We start from the raw sequence: 18,570 nt of genomic DNA, 5'->3' as shown, positions 1-18,570 counted from the left end.
TGCGGGGGCAGATCCGTTGCTGCGGTAACGCCCCTCTAAGCGGGCATGATCGCAGCACGGGATATGCACGCCACCGCTGCCAGCCCATCCCCTCAAGCGGCCATGCCCAGCGCCCCGGCCACATCCCAATCCAGGAGTCCCGCCAATGACCCAGCTTCCCTACGCCTGGGCCAAATCCCAACGCATCCTGCTGCGCCACAGCGAAGAGGGCGCCGTGCTGCTGGTCTGCCCCACGACCCCTGGCTGGTCCATCAGTGAAGCCCGTCGCCAGTTCGGTCCTGCGCGCCTGGAGCGCATCCGCGACGACGAACTCGACGGCCTGCTGGCCACGGCCTACGCCGACACCGGCAGCGCCGCCGCGGTGGTCGGCGCCGCCGAGAACGAGGTGGACCTGGACCGCCTGATGCAGGACATGCCGGAAATCACCGACCTGCTGGACACCCAGGACGGCGCCCCGGTGATCCGCATGATCAACGCCTTGCTCACCCAGGCCGCGCGGGACGAGGCCAGCGACATCCATATCGAGCCCTACGAGACGCATTCCGTGGTGCGCTACCGGGTCGACGGCACCCTGCGTGACGTGGTCTCGCCGCGCAAGGCGCTGCACGGTGCCCTGGTGTCGCGGATCAAGATCATGGCCCAGTTGGACATCGCCGAAAAACGCCTGCCCCAGGACGGCCGCATCGCCCTGCGGGTGGCCGGACGACCGATCGACATACGGGTGTCGACCGTGCCCACCGGCCACGGCGAACGGGTGGTAATGCGTTTGCTGGACAAGCAGGCCGGGCGCCTGCAGCTGGAAACCCTGGGCATGGACCCGGACCTGCTGGCGCGGCTCGACGGTCTGATCCGCCAGCCCCACGGCATTGTCCTGGTCACCGGGCCCACCGGCAGCGGCAAGACTACCAGCCTCTACGCCGCCCTGGCCCGGCTGGACGCCAGTACCAGCAATATCCTCACCGTCGAGGACCCGGTGGAATACGACCTGCCGGGCATCAGCCAGATCCAGGTCAACGCCAAGATCGACATGACCTTCGCCCTGGCCCTGCGGGCCATCCTGCGCCAGGACCCGGACATCATCATGATCGGCGAGATCCGCGACCTGGAAACCGCACAGATCGCGGTCCAGGCCTCGCTCACCGGGCACCTGGTGCTGGCGACCCTGCACACCAACGACGCGGTGTCGGCAGTCAACCGTTTGATCGACATGGGCGTCGAGCCGTTCCTGCTGGCTTCGTCGATGCTCGGGGTGCTGGCCCAGCGCCTGGTGCGGCGCCTGTGCAACCAGTGCAAGGAGCAAGACCCGGCCAGCCCCGGCACGTGGCGCCCGGTGGGCTGTCCGGCCTGCAACCACATCGGCTACAGCGGGCGAACCGGGATCCACGAACTGTTCTGCATCGATGACGAGGTGCGCAGCCTGATCCACCAGGGCTCCGATGAACAGGCGCTGCGGGCCGCCGCGCGCCGGGCCGGGATGTTCAGCATGCGCGAGGACGGTGAGCGCTGGGTGCGCAGCGGCGCCACCGCAGCGGAAGAAATCCTACGCGTGACACGGGACGCCTGATGAATCGCTATCGCTACGAAGCCGCCGACAGCGCCGGCAAGATCGAGGCCGGGCACCTGGAGGCCGACAGCCAGGGGGCGGCGTTCGCCACCCTGCGCAGTCGCGGCCTGACCGCGCTGCAGGTGCAGCTTGACAGCAACTCGGGCAGCACCGGGGCAGGGGGGCTGTTCAGTGCCCGGCTGTCGGACAACGACCTGGCCTGGGCCACCCGCCAGCTGGCCAGCCTGCTGGGGGCCAGCCTGCCCCTGGAAGCGGCACTCAGTGCCACGGTGGAGCAGGCCGAACGCAAGCACATTGCCCAGACCCTGAGCGCGGTACGCAGCGACGTGCGCAGCGGCATGCGCCTGGCCGAGGCCCTGGCGGCCCGGCCCCGGGACTTTCCGGAAATCTACCGGGCATTGATCGCCGCGGGCGAGGAGTCCGGTGACCTGGCCCAGGTCATGGAGCGCCTGGCGGACTACATCGAAGAGCGCAACGGCCTGCGGGGCAAGATTCTCACCGCGTTCATCTACCCCGGGGTGGTGGGGCTGGTGTCCATCGGCATCGTGATCTTTCTCCTCAGTTACGTGGTGCCCCAGGTGGTCAGCGCCTTTTCCCAGGCGCGCCAGGACCTGCCGGGGCTGACCCTGGCGATGCTCAACGCCAGTGATTTCATCCGTGCCTGGGGCGGGCTGTGCTTTGCCGGGATGGTGGCCGGGTTCTGGAGCTGGCGGCTGTACCTGCGCAATCCCCTGGCGCGCTTGAATTGGCACAGCCGGATCCTGCGCCTGCCGCTGATCGGGCGTTTTGTCCTGGGGCTCAACACCGCACGCTTCGCCTCGACCCTGGCGATTCTCGGCGGCGCCGGGGTGCCGTTGCTGCGGGCCCTGGAGGCGGCGCGCCAGACCCTGTCCAACGACCGCCTGAGCCAGAGCGTCAGCGAGGCCACGGCCAAGGTCCGTGAAGGGGCCAACCTGGCGGCGGCGCTGCGGGTGGAAAAGGTCTTCCCTCCGGTGCTGATCCACCTGATTGCCAGCGGCGAGAAGACCGGCAACTTGCCGCCGATGCTGGAGCGGGCGGCGCAGACCCTGTCTCGGGACATCGAACGACGGGCCATGGGCATGACCGCCTTGCTCGAACCCTTGATGATCGTGGTCATGGGGGGCGTGGTGCTGGTGATCGTCATGGCGGTGCTGCTGCCGATCATCGAGATCAACCAGCTGGTGACCTGACCCGCCCGACCCAACCCGACCTGACCTCCGTCCGGCCCGGTCCGTAGGAGCTGGCTTGCCAGCGAAGGCGTCGGCACCGGCGATGCAGGGCTGGAGGGCCCCTTCGCCGGCAAGCCGGCTCCTACGAGAGTGAAGCTGGGGTCCGAAGAGCAGAGCAGGGCAGCCATAAAATTTCGCGCCGCGTGCCTCACTCCCGACCGGGCAACGGGCCAACCTCGGGTTCCTCGTTCTGTCATGTTGCAACGCTGCCTGCAGCACCCTCGGCGCTTGCAGGGCAATGCCGCTTCCAGCCCCGGCAACCGGGCGCTCATTTTCCCGGGAAAGGCGCGAAAACCGGCGACAAACACCCGAGAATCTTTTGCAGAAACAGCCGGTTTCTCCCGAGGTTTTTTCCTTTATCTGTCACCGGAAGCTGCGAACTTCTCTTCCCATGGCCTCACCCCACAAGCCGTCTGGTTCAAGGCTTCTGGCCCGAGCGCCATGGCGTCATGCAAGAGCTATTCACCCAACGTACGAACACGACGAAAGGAGATTCTTCATGTTTAAGCGCAACGTTCTCGCGGCATCCCTGACCCTGGCTGCCCTGTGCTCGGCACAGGCTGCAATGGCTGACATCAACGGCGGCGGCGCCACCCTGCCACAACCGCTGTACCAGACCGCGGGCGTTCTGACCGCCGGCTTCGCTCCCTACATCGGCGTAGGCAGCGGCAACGGCAAGGCTGCCTTCCTGAACAACGACTACACCAAGTTCGTGGCCGGCACCACTGGCAAGAACGTGCACTGGGCTGGTAGCGATTCCAAGCTCAGCGCAGCAGAGCTCAAAGGTTACCAAGACAACCACCAAGCGGCCTGGGGCAAGCTGATCCAGGTGCCATCGGTGGCCACTTCGGTTGCCATTCCGTTCAACAAGGCCGGTACTGCAGCCGTTGACCTGAGCGTCAACGACCTGTGCGGCGTGTTCTCGGGTCGCGTGTCGACCTGGAACCAGATCGCCGGTTCGGGCCGCACCGGTGCCATCACCGTGGTTTACCGTAACGAAAGCAGCGGTACTACCGAGCTGTTCACCCGCTTCCTGAACGCCAAGTGCGCTGAAACCGGCACCTTCGCCGTCACCACCAACTTCGCTTCCAGCTACTCGGGCGGTCTGCCTGCCGGTGCTGTGGCCGCTGTTACCAGCCAAGGCGTCATGGACGCGCTGAACGCTGGCGACGGTCGCATCACCTACATGAGCCCGGACTACGCCGCACCTACCCTGGCCGGTCTGGACGACGCCACCAAAGTGGCCAAGGTTGCCGGTGTATCCCCAGCACCTGGCAACGTTTCCTCGGCTATCGCCGCGGTTGCCGTGCCTGATGCTGCTGCCCGTGCCGACCAGAACCTGTGGGTTCCAGTCTTCACTTCCCAGGCCAACATCGACGCCAACCCGACCGACAAGAGCCTGCGCCTGTACCCAACCAGCGGCTACCCGATCCTCGGTTTCACCAACCTGATCTTCAGCCAGTGCTACGCCGACGCTACCCAGACCTCGCAAGTACGGGCTTTCTTCAGCCGTCACTACGGTGCCCTGGTGAACAACGACTCCGCCATCAACAACAACCGCTTCGTGCCTCTGCCAGCTGCCTGGAAAACCGCAGTGCGTGACTCGTTCGTCACCGCTTCCAACGGCCTGAGCATCGGCAACTCCAGCGTTTGCAACACCATCGGTCGTCCGCTGTAACTTTCGCGCCCGATACCTGCACCACCCGGATCAGCAACGGTTTCGACCGTTGCTGATTTTTTCATGCTCGGCACAACGGTCCAGCCCGGGCGCTCGCTCGTCCTGATACGACAGGAGTCATGTCATGTTCAAAACGCATTGGTTAGCCACGTCACTGCTGGGCAGCGCCTTATGTGCCCAGTTGGCTATGGCGGATATCAACGGTGGCGGGTCGACGCTGCCGCAGTCGTACTACCTGACGCCCGGGGTGCTGGCGGCGGGTTTTGCGCCCTACATCAGCTCTGATCTGGGCGACAAGGAAGCCTTTCTGAACAACGACTACAACCGCCTGATTCCGGGCGCCCCTACCCGGAACGTGCACTGGGTGGCCACTGAGTCGAAGTTGAGAGGCGACGAACTCAACAGCTACTCCCTGGCCCATGGGGCGAGTTGGGGGCCGTTGATCCAGGTGCCTGTCGCCGCGACTGCGGTGGCGATCCGCTTCAACAAAGCTGGCGTTGGCAACCTGAACCTGAGCGTCAATGACGTGTGCGGGATCTTCTCGGGCCGGCTCGACCGTTGGGAGTACCTGTCGGGTGCCGCCGGTGCTTCCGGACCACTGACGCTGGTCTACCCGCAAGGGCCCAGTGGCACCACCGAACTGTTTAGCCGTTTTCTCAACGCCAAGTGCTCTGAACCGGCTGGGCCTTTCGTGGTGACCCGGCTCTTCGTCAATACTTATCCAGCCTCGGTGCCACAGACCGCCAAGAGCGCTCAGGGCAGCCCACAGATCATGGAAGTGCTCAATGCAACCCCGGGGAGTGTGACCTTCATCGGTTCGAGCCACGCATCCAGCACCCTTGCCGGGCTGGAAGATGGCAGCAAGGTCGCGCGGGTAGAGGGGATAGCCCCGACACCGGCGAACATCGCCAACGCCATCAGCCTGGTCAGCCCGCCGTCGGCGAACCTGTCGTCCGGCCCGTTCAGCGATCCCATCCGGTGGGTACCGGTGTTCGCCGCTGCGCTCAATAGCAATGACCCCTCGGTGGTGCTCTTTCCCAGCACCGGTTATCCGATCCTGGGTTTCACCACCGCGATTTTCAGCCAGTGCTATGCCGATGCGACGCAAACCGCCCAGGTACGGGCGTTCTTTGCCCGCCAGTACGGTGCGCTGGTCACTAACGATGCGGCACTCCTGAACAACAACCTGCAGCCGTTGCCGGCGATCTGGAAGACCGCGGTACGCAACGCCTTCGTCACGCCCGCCAGCCCGCGCAGTATCGGCAACCCCAATGTCTGCAACGCTATTGGCCGACCTTTCTAGCCGGCCAGCGCCGCTTGCCCCTGTCTGCCGCCGTGGCACGCAGGGGCAGGGGCACCACCCTGCACCCCAAAGATGAATTTTCCGTGACATCCGTTCGGTCGCGCCCCGCGCCAACGGCCTATCCCCTAAAGCAGTGACGCGCGCCCTGGGCCCAACATGCGTCGCGCTCCCGTGGGCGTCATAACGAAAGGATGAGTAGTAATGGTTCGCTGCAAACCACCGGTCAATCGCAATGCCCAGTCCCTCGCCAGCGAGGCTTCGATCCTGCGGTTGAAACCCCTGGCCCAGGCGATTGCCCTGTTGATGGTGGCCGGTGCAGGCAGTGCCCAGGGTGCCACGGCGTTCAGTTCCGGTTGGTTTGCCGACAAGGGCGCGTCCCAGGCCGCCACGGCCGCACGCACCAACGGCCAGGTGCCGGGAATCCCGACGCTGTCCCAGCAGACCCGGGCCAACCAGCAGTTGCAGCGCTCCCTGGGCAACCTCAATGCCAGCGTTGCCGCCATCGCCGCCCAGCAAGCGGCCCAGGCCGCAGCGCGCCAGGCAGCGCTGGCTACGGCCAGCAGCATTCCCGACGGCCTTGGCCAGGGCGGGCTCAAGGTCGACACCAGCCTGACCCAGGGCTGGATCAACGCCAAGGGGCCGGTGCAGAGCCAGTCTGGCGGCAAGACCACGGTGACCATCGAGCAGACCGCCGACAAGGCGATCCTCAACTGGGAGACCTTCAACGTCGGGCGCAATACCACGGTGGATTTCCAGCAGCAGTCCACCTGGGCGCTGCTGAACAAGGTCAACGACCCCAACGGTCGGCCCAGCGAGATCCAGGGCCAGATCAAGGGCGCCGGTACGGTGATGATCATGAACCGCAACGGGGTGATCTTTACCGGCTCCAGCCAGGTCAATGTGCGCAACCTGGTGGCGGCCGCGGCCACCATCAGCGACCAGCAGTTCACCCAGCGCGGGCTCTATGTCGACGCCAACGGCACTCAACCGACCTTCAGCGATGCCCTGGGCAAGGTCGAGGTGCAGCGCGGTGCGCTGATCCAGACCCACGCCCCGGCCAGTTCCAGCGAATCCGGCGGCTATGCCTTGCTGCTGGGGGCGGAAGTGGAGAACGCCGGCACCATCGTCACCGCCAAGGGCCAGACCACCCTGGCGGCAGGTGACAGTTTCTACATTCGCCGCGGGCTCGGTACGGATGGCAACCAGCGTTCCACCACCCGTGGCAATGAGGTCGCCACTTCGCTCAAGGCGGGTAGCAGCGCTGGCAAGGTCAGCAACAATGGCCTGATCATGGCCGCCACCGGCGACATCACCCTGACCGGGCACCAGGTGCAACAGAACGGTGTGGCCCTGGCCAGTACCTCGGTGGACACCCGCGGCACCCTTCATTTGCTCAACTCCGCCAGCGACAGCACCGGCAGCGTGACCCTGGGGCAGGGCAGCACCACCGCGATCCTCCTCGACAGCAGTGGCAGCAGCGCCCTGGACAGCCAGCGCAACAACGGCCTGATCAACCTCGACGGCACCCCGACCAACCTGATCAGCGGCCAGTTCAACAACCTCAGCAGCGTGGCCGACCGCACCGACCAGTCCCGGGTGGAGATCGTCAGCGGCGGCACCGTGGATTTCCAGAACGGCTCCATCACCCTGGCCACCGGCGGCCAGGTGGCGGTCAGTGCCGGGCAGCGCAGCCTGGTGCGCGAGGGTGCGGTGATCGATGTCGCCGGCGCCGTCGGGGTCAAGGTGGCGATGGAGTCCAACAACATCAAGATCAACGTCCAGGGCAACGAGCAGCGCGACTCGGCGGGCAACCGCGACAGCGGCCAGTTGATCAACAACGACGTCTGGGTCGACCTGCGCGAGCTGGTGTTCGTTCCAGCGGGCACCAACGGCTACGCCACCGATCGCTGGTACACCGCCGGCGGCCTGCTGGAAGTCGGCGGCTACCTGGGCACCCAGGGCCACAACATCGGCGAGTGGATGGCCCAGGGCGGCACCCTGACCTTCACCGGCAAGGACGTGGTGACCCAGTCCGGCGCCCAGTTGAACCTCTCCGGCGGCACCGTCGATGTGCAGGGCGGCTACATCCAGCAGACCTGGCTCAAGGGGGGCGACGGGCGCCTGTACGAGCTGTCCCGAGCCCCGGGCGACCTGCTCTACACCGGGATCTACAAGGGCTATGTCGACAACAGCCCGCGCTGGGGTCGCACCGATTACTACTACAACCCGCTGATTGCCCAGCAGCAGCGCTACGAGGCCGGCTACACCGTCGGCCGCGACGCCGGCAAGCTGGTGATCGGCACCGGCAACGCGGTGCTCGAAGGCCAGTTGGTGAGCGAGGTGTTCAAGGGTGATCGCCAGACCCAGGCGCCCAACCTCAACCTCGACGGCTACCAGCAATCCCACAAGGCCGCGGCCCAGCGCGCGCAACTGATCATTGGCAACTACACGCCGATCTACAACAAGACCAGCGGCACCCTGCGCTATGCCCTGAGCCCGACCGTGGACAACGTGCTGATCGAGGCCAACCAGCAGAAGATCGCCGACGGCCTGGACCTGGCTACTGCCTTGCCGGGCAATCGCCAGGGCCAGCTGGTGCTCGACAGCGACACACTCAACGGCTTCCAGCTGGGGGCGATCAAGGTTGGCGCCAAGCAGCAGATTCAGCTCAACGGCGCGCTCAAGGTCGCGGACGGCGGCGACATCACCCTGTTCGGGCCAGAGGTCAAGATCAACGCCAACCTCACCGCCCACGGCGGCAGCATCAATGCCGGCAACGTGCTGAACCAGGTGGATGTGAACCGCAACTTCGTGGTCGGTGACGTGATCCTCGCGCCCACCGGCGGCACCCAGGCCCGGGTCGATGTGGCCAGCGGGGTCAAGCTGGATGTCAGCGGACGCTGGAACAACCTGGCCCTGGACCCCTCGGACAGCAGCGGCCTGGCCTTTATCAACGGTGGCAAGGTGTCGCTGCGCAGCAGCGGCGACCTCAACCTGGCCAACGGCACCCGGGTGGACGCCAGCTCCGGTGCCAGCATCGCCTATGACGGCAAGACCAGCGGTGGCAAGGGCGGCGACGTGACCCTGGCCGCCGACGGCAAGCTCGACCTCAATGGCGAGCTGCGCGGGTATGGGGTCAACGGCGGCGGTACCCTGGCCCTGCAGGCGCACAAGGTGCTGATTGGCGCCCATGATTCGGCCGCCGAGGCCGGCACCCTGCAACTGGCCGGGGATTTCTTCAACAAGGGCTTTGCCGCCTACGACATTACCGGCAACGAAGGCTTGACGGTGGCCGACGGCGCCCAGGTGGACGTCAATATGCCGGTCTACCGCTTCGGTTCCCAGGCCGGTGGCACTGCCACTGGCAGCGACCCGGCCAGCGCTCTGGAACGCTGGCTGCCGGGTCTCTACCAGGAAGACGCGGCCAAGGGCGTGCTGACCCAGCGCCGCGGCGCCGGCCTGACCCTGAGCGCCGGCAACCAGTACTCCACGGCTGCCCAGTTGGCCACCACGGCGCTGAGCGTGGGGCCGGGGGCGGTGATCAGTGTCGACCCGGGGCAGGCCATCAACTTGCGCAGCGTCGGCCAGTTGACCCTCAACGGCACGCTCAATGCCTGGGGCGGCAGCGTCAGTCTGGGCGGCTTGACCGTGGCCAGTTCCGAGGCCGCCAATGCCGCCGGTCACGGACGTTCGATCTGGGTCGGCGAGCAGGCACTGATCGATGTCGCGGCCCGGGCCGTGAGCGCCGTGGACAACCGCGGCGACCGCTACGGCCAGGTGCGCAATGGCGGCAAGATCGCCATTGGCGGCGAGATCGACCTGGCCACCGGCATCGCCAAGGCCAGCGACCTGTTTGTGGTGGTGCGCGACGGTGCGCGTCTCGATGCTTCCGGCGCCCAGGCAGCCCTGGACATTCCCGGCCAGGGCCGGGTGCAGGTGGCCAGCAACGGTGGCAGCATCAGCTTCGCGTCCAACAATGGCCTGTACCTGGACGGCAGCTTCGTCGCCCGGGCCGGAGGCGCCGGTGCTGCCGGGGGCAGCTTGTCGCTGGCCCTGGAAAGCCCGTACTACATCAAGAACGCGGTCAACGACCGGGTGCTCAAGGCCCGGGAACTGGTGCTCAGCCAGAGCCACCAGGGCAGTGCGCTGCCCGCTAGCGCCGACGCCGCGGCCGCCAGCCTGGAGTACGGCCATGGCCGCCTCGGGGTGGATCAAGTCAGCGCCGGCGGTTTCGACAACCTGGCACTGCTGAGCAACGGCCTGTTGAGCTTCGATGGCGATGTGGCGCTGAACATGGGCCAGAGCCTGCGCCTGTACAGCGGCGCGCTGAACCTTAGCGAAAGCGCCGCGGCCAATAGCCGGGTCAACCTGTCGGCACCCTACCTGTTGCTGGCGGGCATCCTCGCGCCGCTGGAAGCCAAGGACCAGTACGTGCGTCCGGTCTCCACCGGCACGCCGTCGCAACAGGCCACCCAGGCGCAGTTCAATGCCAGCGGCAACCTGATCGACGTACGTGGCAACGTGGTGTTCGGCAGCAAGGGCACGTTGCGCCAGGCCGACAACAGCCTGCTCGGGGTCGAGCGCCGTGGGTTCGATGATGTGCAACTGACCAGCCAGGGCGACCTGCGTTTCCTCGCTGGCGCCGGCGCCGATGTGATTGCCAAGGGCATCAGCACCCAGTTGCTCACCCAGGGCGACATGACCCTGCGGGCTGCGCAGTTGTACCCGGGCACCGAGGTCGGGGCGCGGGTGATTGCCGGCTACCTCAACGACATCTCCGGCACCAGCATCAACTTCGACCCCACGCGCACCCTGACCATCGGCCGCACCGGCCAAGGCGAGGCGCCGGTGCCGTACTCGGCCTTCGGCCGCCTGCAGCTGGGCGCGGCCAACATCAGGCAGGGCGGGGTGGTGCGTGCGCCCCTGGGCCTGATCGAGATCGGCAACCTGGGCGCGAGCAAGGTCGAACTGTTGTCCGGCAGCCTGACGTCGGTCAGCGGCAAGGGCCTGGTGCTGCCTTACGGCGGCACCGTCGATGGCCAGGTCTACAAGTACAACGGCAAGACCGTGACCTTCCTCGGCCAGGGCGCCCTGGTGAATGAGAACAGCGACCTGAGCGTCGGGGTGATCCTGGGGGGCAAGTCGGTGCAGGTGCAGCCCGATGCCACCGTGGACCTGTCCGGCGGCGGCGAACTGCTGGGCGCCGGGTTCATTTCCGGGCGCGGCGGCTCCACCGATGCGCGCTACAGCCCGCTGGTGCAGATCGGCGCCAACGGCGGCTTTACCCTTCCTGGCCTGGGCAGCAACCCGATCTACGCCATTGTGCCCGGGGTGCAGCCGGGTTATGCGCCGGTGGCGCCGGAGGGCGGTGCGGTGGATCCGCTGATTGGCCAGCAGATCAGCATCGGTGCCGGGGTTCCGGGGCTGGCGGCGGGCACCTACACCCTGATGCCGTCCACTTACGCGCTGATGCCGGGGGCCTTTCGGGTAGAGATCAACGGCCTGGCCGGGTTCGGCACCGAAGGCTCGACCCAGCAACTGCGCAATGGCTCCTGGTCCACCGCCGGGCGCTTGTCGATCGCCCATACCGGGATCAGCAACAGCCTCGCCAGCCAGGTGATCCTGACCTCCGCCGACACCCTGCGCCGTTATTCGCAATACAACGAAACCGGTTATGCCCAGTTCGCCCTGGCCGATGCCGCCAAGCTCGGGGTGCCACGGCCGATGCTGCCGGTGGACGCCAAGACCCTGAAGCTGGCCCTGCAACCGGGGGGCAGTGCGGACGCCTTCTCGTTCAAGGGCATTGGCCGCTTCGATGCCGCCGAGGGGGGCTATGGCGGCACCGTCGCGGTGCTGAACATGGGCAGTGGCAACATCGAAGTGGTGGCGGCCGGCAAGGCGGCCACCAGCGGCTTCAACGGCGTCACCCTGGACGATGCCAGCCTCAACGCCATGGGCGCCGCGCGCCTGATGCTGGGCGGCCTGACGCTGGTCAAATACGGCCAGGGCGGCAACTACATCACCGTGGCCGAAGGCGTGAACACGCCCAAGGGCTCGATCACCTTGCGTGAGGGCGCCACCCTGGCCGCGCCGGAAGTGTTCCTGGTGAGCAACACCGGCGAGATCGTCCTGGAGCAGGGCGCCTCGATCAATACCCTGGGCCGCGGCAAGGCCAGCTATGACGCCCGTGATGGCTTCACCTACCAGGTGGCCAATATGCTGGCGGTGTCCAACGGCCTGCTCAACGTGATCAGCAAGGCCCAGGCCGGCGGACAGACCAGTGGCGGGATCAAGCTCGGGATTTGCCCCGGCGCAACCTGCAGCGGGCAGACCGCACTGTATTCCGACGGCAGCATCGTCGCCTTGACCGACAACGCCTTCGAACTGGGTGACCAGGTGCGCTACGGCACCCGCCACCTCAACCTGGGCCTGAACAACATCAACGTCGGCAGCCCTGAAGCGCTGGCGGCGGCTGCGGCGGGCAACCGCCTGCCCAGCGGCATGACCCTGACCCAGCAGGTACTCGACCGCCTGCTGCGCGGCGATAGCCAATTCGGTGCCCCGGCCCTGGAGACCTTGCAGCTCTCGGCGCGGGACGGCTTCAACTTCTACGGCAGCACCTCCCTGGACACCTACGACCCGGCGACCGGCAAGTCGCTGCTGAGCAACCTGATGCTCTCCACCCCGGCGATCTACGGCGCCGGGGGCGCCAATGATGTGGCCAGCATCCACACCGCCAACCTGATCTGGCAGGGTTCCGAAACCCCGGCCGGAGCGGTGGTGAGCGGTGGCGCCGGAACCGGCAGCGGGCGCCTGCAAATCGATGCCGAGCGCATCGAGTTCGGCTACGGCGCCTTTGCCCAGCCCAGTACCACCAAGAGCCTGGACCGCCTGGCCCTGGGTTTTGCCAACGTCAACCTGAATGCCAGCCAGCGCATCACCGCCAACCACAAGGGCAGCCTCTCGGTGTACCAGAGTCAGGGTGCCTTTGACCCGGTCACAGGGTTTGCCTACAGCGGCGGCAACCTGAATATCCTCACCCCGCTGATGACCGGCGAGGCCGGCTCGGTGAACCGCATCAGCGCTGGCGGCGCGATTGATATCGGCGCCTCGGCCGGCCCTCGTGGCGAGGCCAATGGCCAGGGCGCGGAACTCTCTCTGCAGGGCGACAGCCTGCGCCTGGCCAGCGCCGTGGTGCTGCCCAGCGGCAAGGTGACCCTGGGGGCCCGGGGGGATGTCAGCCTGACCGATGCGGCGCTGATCGATGTGGCGGGCCGCACCCTTGCCTTCAATGACTTGAACAAATACGGCGCCGGCGGCGAAGTGCTGCTGCAGAGCCGCAGCGGCAATGTGCTGCAGGCCACGGGCTCGACCATCGACCTTTCGGCCACCCATAACCAGGCTGGCAAGCTGCGGGCGGTGGCACTGGACAGTGCGGCCGGGCGGGTCGACCTGGTGGGCAAGATCCTCGGCGGCAGCAGCGGCTACTACGATGCCGGCGGCACCCTGGTGCCGTTCCTCGGCGCCACGGTGGAAATCCAGGCCCAGCACCTGGGCAGCAGCGGCACCCTGGACGAGCAGTTCGCCGCCCTCAACCAGCGCCTGAACCAGGGCCAGGTCTTTGGCGCACGCAGCTTCCAGCTCAAGCAGGGCGACCTGACCATCGGCGACGGGGTCAGGGCCAGCACCGTCAACGTCTCGGTGGACAACGGCAGCCTGCGGGTCAGTGGGCGAGTGGACGCCAGCGGCGAACGGGTCGGCAGTATCAACCTGGCAGCCGGCAAGGGCCTGACCCTGGACGGCAGCGCGCTGCTCGATGCCCACGGCAGCAAACTGCGGGTGGACAGCTACGGCAAGATCATCGACTCACCGAACCGCGCCAGCGTGGTGCTCAGCTCGGGCCTGGGCCGCCTGACCCTGGCCGACGGTGCGCGCATCGACCTGCGCCACGGCACCGATGTGGCGGTGGGCGGCGCTGCCGGGCAGAACGATGGCCGCAGCCGCGGCACCCTGGAGCTGAACGCGCCGCGTATCGTCCAGGCGGACCAGAGCAGCAACGACATCGACATCGATGCCCGTGGCTCGTTGGATATCCAGGGCGCACGCTCGATCGCGGTCAACGGCATGATCCGCTATAACGATGCGCCGGATAAAACCGACGCCACCGCCAGCGGCCGGCCTTACCAGGAGATCACCCAGGCCTACCTGGACGCCAAGCATGCCCTGAGCACGGCCTTTATCAACGCGGCCTTGAACAACAGCGACCTGCTGCAGAACAAGCTGGCCGGCCTGAACAACGCCGGTTATGCCGACGCCTTCCATCTGCGGCCCGGGGTCGAGATCGTCAGCAAGAGCGCGGACGGCGACCTGGTGGTGCAGGGCGACCTGGACCTGTCGGGCTATCGCTATGCCAGCCTCAACCCCCACAGCCAGAAGACCTCGGTCTACGGCTCTGGCGAGGTCGGCAGCCTGACCCTGCGCGCCGGTGGCGACCTGAATGTCTATGGCAGCATCAACGACGGTTTCGCACCGCCGCCGCCGACGGTGGATGACAAGGGCTGGGTGCTGCTGCCGGGGGTGGACTTCACCGGCGGCACGATCATCGTGCCGGGCAACGGCGTGACCCTGGCCGACGGCACCGCCTTCCCGGCGGGCAGCACCCTCAACTACGACCTGCCGATCAAGGGGCTGACCGTGGCCGCGGGCACGCGCCTGCCGGTCACCGCGACCCTGGACCAGACCCTGGTACTGCCGGCGGGTACGGTACTGGCGGCGGCGATTCGCGATGCCTCGGGCAACCTGCTGTTCGCCGCCGGCACCTTGCTCGGCGAGGCCCAGACCCTGGTCGCCGGTACGCGCCTGGAGGCCGGAACGCTGTTGACCCAGGGCACCCAGCTGCGGCCCATGACCTGGCCCAAGGGCGTGCCGTTGCCCCAGGTGGACCGGGCCAACGTGAACAACAACCTGGTCATGCTCGCCGGCGACAAGGCGCTGCCCAAGGGCGCTTTGATCCCTGCGGGCACCAACGTCAAGCTGCCGGCGGGCGTCGACTCAGTGCAGCTGCGGCCGGAAGAGGTCGGGCGCCAGGGCAAACTCTGGGCCATTGCGCCGATGCTCGCCGAGGGCGCGCAATCCTGGTCCCTGCGCCTGGTGGCCGGGGCCGATACCAGCGCCGCCGACAGCCGTATCCTGCAGGCGGCGCCACGCAGCGGCGACCTGCACCTGGCGGACAGCCATTACGGGATGTTCGCCAAGGAACTGCCCAGCCAGGTGGTGCGGATCTGGACCCAGGTGGCGGTGGATGACCTGGCGGGCGCAGGGATCGTGGTCAAGGCCGGCGATCCGATCGATGAACAACTGCTGGTGGAACTGGGGCAGACGTCGATCGAACAATTCTGTGCCGACAGCCCGGCCTATTGCGCGATCAAGGCCAGCTACGCCTGGACCCAGCTGGCGGTGGACGAGCTGGCGGGCGCCGGGGTGGTGGTCAAGGCCGGCGATCCGATCGATGAACAACTGCTGCTGGATCTGGGGCAGACGTCCGTTGCGGCCTTCTGTGAAGAGTCGCCCGCCTTCTGCATGGCCCTGGACAGCAAGACCTATGGCGCAACCCCGTCCAGCAGCCGCTTCAGCGTGATCCGCACCGGCACCGGCGACCTTGAGCTGCTCAGCGCCGGCAACCTGAGCATGGACTCGCTGTACGGGGTCTACACCGCCGGTACGTCCTCCACCGCGACGGCGGCCGGCGATCCCTACAACCAGCCACGGGCCCTGGGAGCGGGGGGCACGGTGCTCAATGAGCCGGGCAGTTACTTCGAGCAGTTCGTCAATGGCAGCGGCACCAGCCTGTACCGCGCCTGGTACCCGGAGGCGGGGGGCAACCTGCGGGTCAGTGCCGGGGGCAACCTGACCGGCAACATCAGCAGTACCGCCAACGACAGCCGTGCCTGGCCCAACCCCAAGGACAACGGCCAGGACTCGGCCGAAGTGGGCAACTGGCTGTGGCGCCAGGGCAGCGGCGATGTCGCCACCGGCGGTTCGGCGCAACCCAGCGCCTGGTGGATCAACTTCGGCACCTACAGCGGCAACGGCAGCGCCGACCGGATGCTGGGCTTTACCGGGTTCGGCACCCTGGGCGGCGGCAATCTGGAGCTGAATGTCGGCGGTGATGCGGGCCTCCTCCAGCGCCTGACGGACAGCGCCAGCGTCTCCACGGTGGCGCCCCGCAGCCAGGGGCTGGTGCTGGCGGTGGGCAGTACCGGCCGGGTCGCCAGCGATGGCAGCCTGCAACTGACCGGCGGTGGCGACCTGCAGGTGAACATTGCAGGCGCCTTGAACCCAGCCAGCAACCTGGTCATCGAGCATCGCAATGGCGTCGTGGTCAACCTGCGTGGCAGCAGCCGTTTGCAGAGCGCTTCCCTGGGCAGCATCGACCTGCACTACGGCGGCACTGCCGCCGACCACAACCCCAGCGAAGCCCGGGCCTTCGACCCGTTGCGCGCCACCCGTGGCCTGGCCCAGGGCGGCCTGACCCTGGTGCCTGGCGACGCCACCTTCAACCTGCAGAGCCGCGGCGACCTGGTAGTGCAGAACGTCGAGGACCCGGGCCGGGTCCGCCAGTTCAACACCGCGCTCTTCAGCCGTGGTAGCCAGCAAGGCAGCGGCCAGAGCTGGTTCACCCTGTGGACCGAGCGCACCGCCATCGACCTGCTGTCCCTGGGCGGCAACCTGACCCCGCTCACCAGCCCAGACAGCACCGATCTGGCGGTGGTCTACCCGTCGATCCTCCGGGCCGTGGCAGCCAGCGGCAGCCTTTACTATGGCAAGGCCGCCAGCGCGCAGGTCGGCGACCTCAACTTCCGGGTGCCGCTGTTCCTGGCGCCGGGCGCTGCAGGGCAGTTGCAGTTCCTGGCCCAGGACTCGATCTACGCCGGCGGTTTCACCGTCAGCCAGTCGGGCGCCGCGGCCGCTTCGGTGGCCACGCCCTGGCGTCCGGCGTTTGTCGGCAGCATCGACGGCGAGGTGGTGGCCAGCAACCTGTCGGTCAACGGCAACCCGGTCACCGGCTCGACCTTGCCGTTGTTCGCCTTCGGTTCCGGCAGCGTTGCCGGGCTGGTGGCCGGCCCCGCGGATCCGGCGCGCTTCTATGCGGTGAACGGTGACCTGGTGGGGGTCAACAGCGGCCGGATCCTCACCTTCGGCCAGGCGGCCTCGCAGTTGCACTCGGGGCAGACCTGGTACGAGGGCAGCCGCCCGGTGTGGATGATGGCCGGGCGCGATATCGTCAGCAGCGGCCGGACCTTTGGCGTGGGGGATCCGGTCTATGGCTCGACCTCCCAGGGCAACCTGTTCGTGCACAACAACCCCAGCGACATCTCCATCGTCAGTGCCGGGCGCGACATCCTCTACAGCAACTTCAACGTTGCCGGCCCCGGCACCCTGGAGTTGATGGCGGGGCGCAACATCCTCATGGAGGACAAGGTCAGCGTCACCAGCATCGGTGCCGTGGCGCCGGGGGATAACCGGCCTGGGGCGAGCATCGTGATGCAGGCCGGGGTCGGCGCCAACGGCCCGGACTACCGGCGCTTCGTCAGCGCCTACCTGGATCCGGCCAACCTCGCCCAGCCGGGCGAGAGCCTGTCGGGCACCAAGGTGGCCAAGACCTACGAGGGCGAACTGCTGGACTGGCTGGCCGAGCGCTTCGGTTTTGCCGGCGACAGCGACCAGGCCCGGGCCTATTACGCGGCCCTGCCTGCGGAACAACAGCGGGTGTTTGCGCGGAACGTGTATTTTGCCGAACTCAAGGCCGCCGGCCGCGAGTACAACGAAGCGGGCGGGGTCCGCCAGGGCAGTTACGCCCGCGGCCGTGCGGCGATCGCCGGGCTGTTCCCGAGCACCGACGTGGCCGGCAACCCGATCACCTACCAGGGCGATATCACCCTGTTCGGCGGGGCCGGGGTGCACACCGACTTTGGCGGCAACATCCAGATGCTGACCCCCGGCGGCAACCAGACTTTCGGCATCGAAGGCACGGCGCCACCGGCCTCGGCGGGGATCATCACCCAGGGGGCGGGGGACATCCAGCTGTACTCCCTGGGCAGCATCCTGCTGGGCCAGAGCCGGATCATGACCACCTTCGGCGGCTCGATCATGGGCTGGTCGGCGGCGGGCGACATCAACGCCGGTCGCGGCTCCAAGACCACCGTGGTCTACACCCCGCCCAAGCGGGTCTACGACAACTGGGGTAACGTCAGCCTGTCGCCGTCGGTGCCCAGCACCGGGGCGGGGATCGCCACCCTCAACCCGATCCCTGAAGTGGCTGCCGGCGACATCGACCTGATCGCTCCGCTGGGCACCATCGATGCCGGCGAGGCGGGCATTCGGGTCTCGGGCAACATCAACATCGCCGCCTTGCGGGTGGTCAATGCCGCGAACATCCAGACCCAGGGCAAGTCTTCCGGGGTGCCGATCAGTGCGACGATCAACACCGGCGCCATGACTTCGGCCAGCGCCGCAGGTTCGGCGGCCTCCCAGGCCGCGGAGGATGCGGCGCGCAACCAGCAGGCGGCGGCCAGGCAGGGCCGGGCGTCGATCGTCACCGTGGAGGTGCTGGGCTTTGGCAGCGAGCCGGTGCAGCGCACCCGTGAGGAGGCCAGCCGTGCCCCGGGCTATAACCCCGACAGCCCGGTGCAGGTGCTGGGCGCCGGGCCCTTGAGCGAGCAGGCGCGGGCGCGCCTGACCGATGAGGAGCGCAAGCAACTGACCCTATAGGTTC

The 18,570-nt window shown here is 67.3% G+C and carries 5 protein-coding genes; all 5 read left to right on the top strand.

Annotated features, from left to right (window positions below; translation table 11 throughout):
• The first annotated feature begins 145 nt into the window (after positions 1 to 145).
• Positions 146 to 1,564 carry a type II secretion system ATPase GspE gene (gene gspE / locus U873_RS0130855; protein ID WP_025131922.1) on the top strand — a complete coding sequence of 473 codons (1,419 nt, stop codon included), beginning with the start codon at positions 146 to 148 and terminating at the stop codon, positions 1,562 to 1,564.
• The gene (gene gspF, locus U873_RS0130850) at positions 1,564 to 2,775 is read left to right on the top strand and encodes a type II secretion system inner membrane protein GspF (RefSeq protein ID WP_025131921.1); all 1,212 of its coding nucleotides are present in this window, start codon (positions 1,564 to 1,566) and stop codon (positions 2,773 to 2,775) included. The genes gspE and gspF overlap by 1 nt, the downstream gene beginning before the upstream one ends.
• Before the next feature lie 538 nt (positions 2,776 to 3,313).
• Complete coding sequence (locus U873_RS0130845) at positions 3,314 to 4,492, top strand: substrate-binding domain-containing protein (RefSeq protein WP_025131920.1); 1,179 nt, start codon at positions 3,314 to 3,316, stop codon at positions 4,490 to 4,492.
• Positions 4,493 to 4,616: 124 nt separating this feature from the next.
• A complete protein-coding gene (locus U873_RS0130840) occupies positions 4,617 to 5,795 on the top strand; it encodes a substrate-binding domain-containing protein (protein ID WP_025131919.1) in 1,179 nt (392 codons plus the stop codon).
• A gap of 201 nt (positions 5,796 to 5,996) precedes the next feature.
• The gene (locus tag U873_RS0130835) at positions 5,997 to 18,566 is read left to right on the top strand and encodes a filamentous haemagglutinin family protein (RefSeq protein ID WP_025131918.1); all 12,570 of its coding nucleotides are present in this window, start codon (positions 5,997 to 5,999) and stop codon (positions 18,564 to 18,566) included.
• The last annotated feature ends 4 nt before the right edge of the window (positions 18,567 to 18,570 follow it).

It is taken from the genome of Pseudomonas sp. PH1b, from assembly GCF_000633395.1.
Classification (GTDB): domain Bacteria; phylum Pseudomonadota; class Gammaproteobacteria; order Pseudomonadales; family Pseudomonadaceae; genus Aquipseudomonas.
The sequence above is the reverse complement of the archived record's forward strand: the minus strand, read 5'-3'. Positions and strand labels throughout refer to the sequence as shown.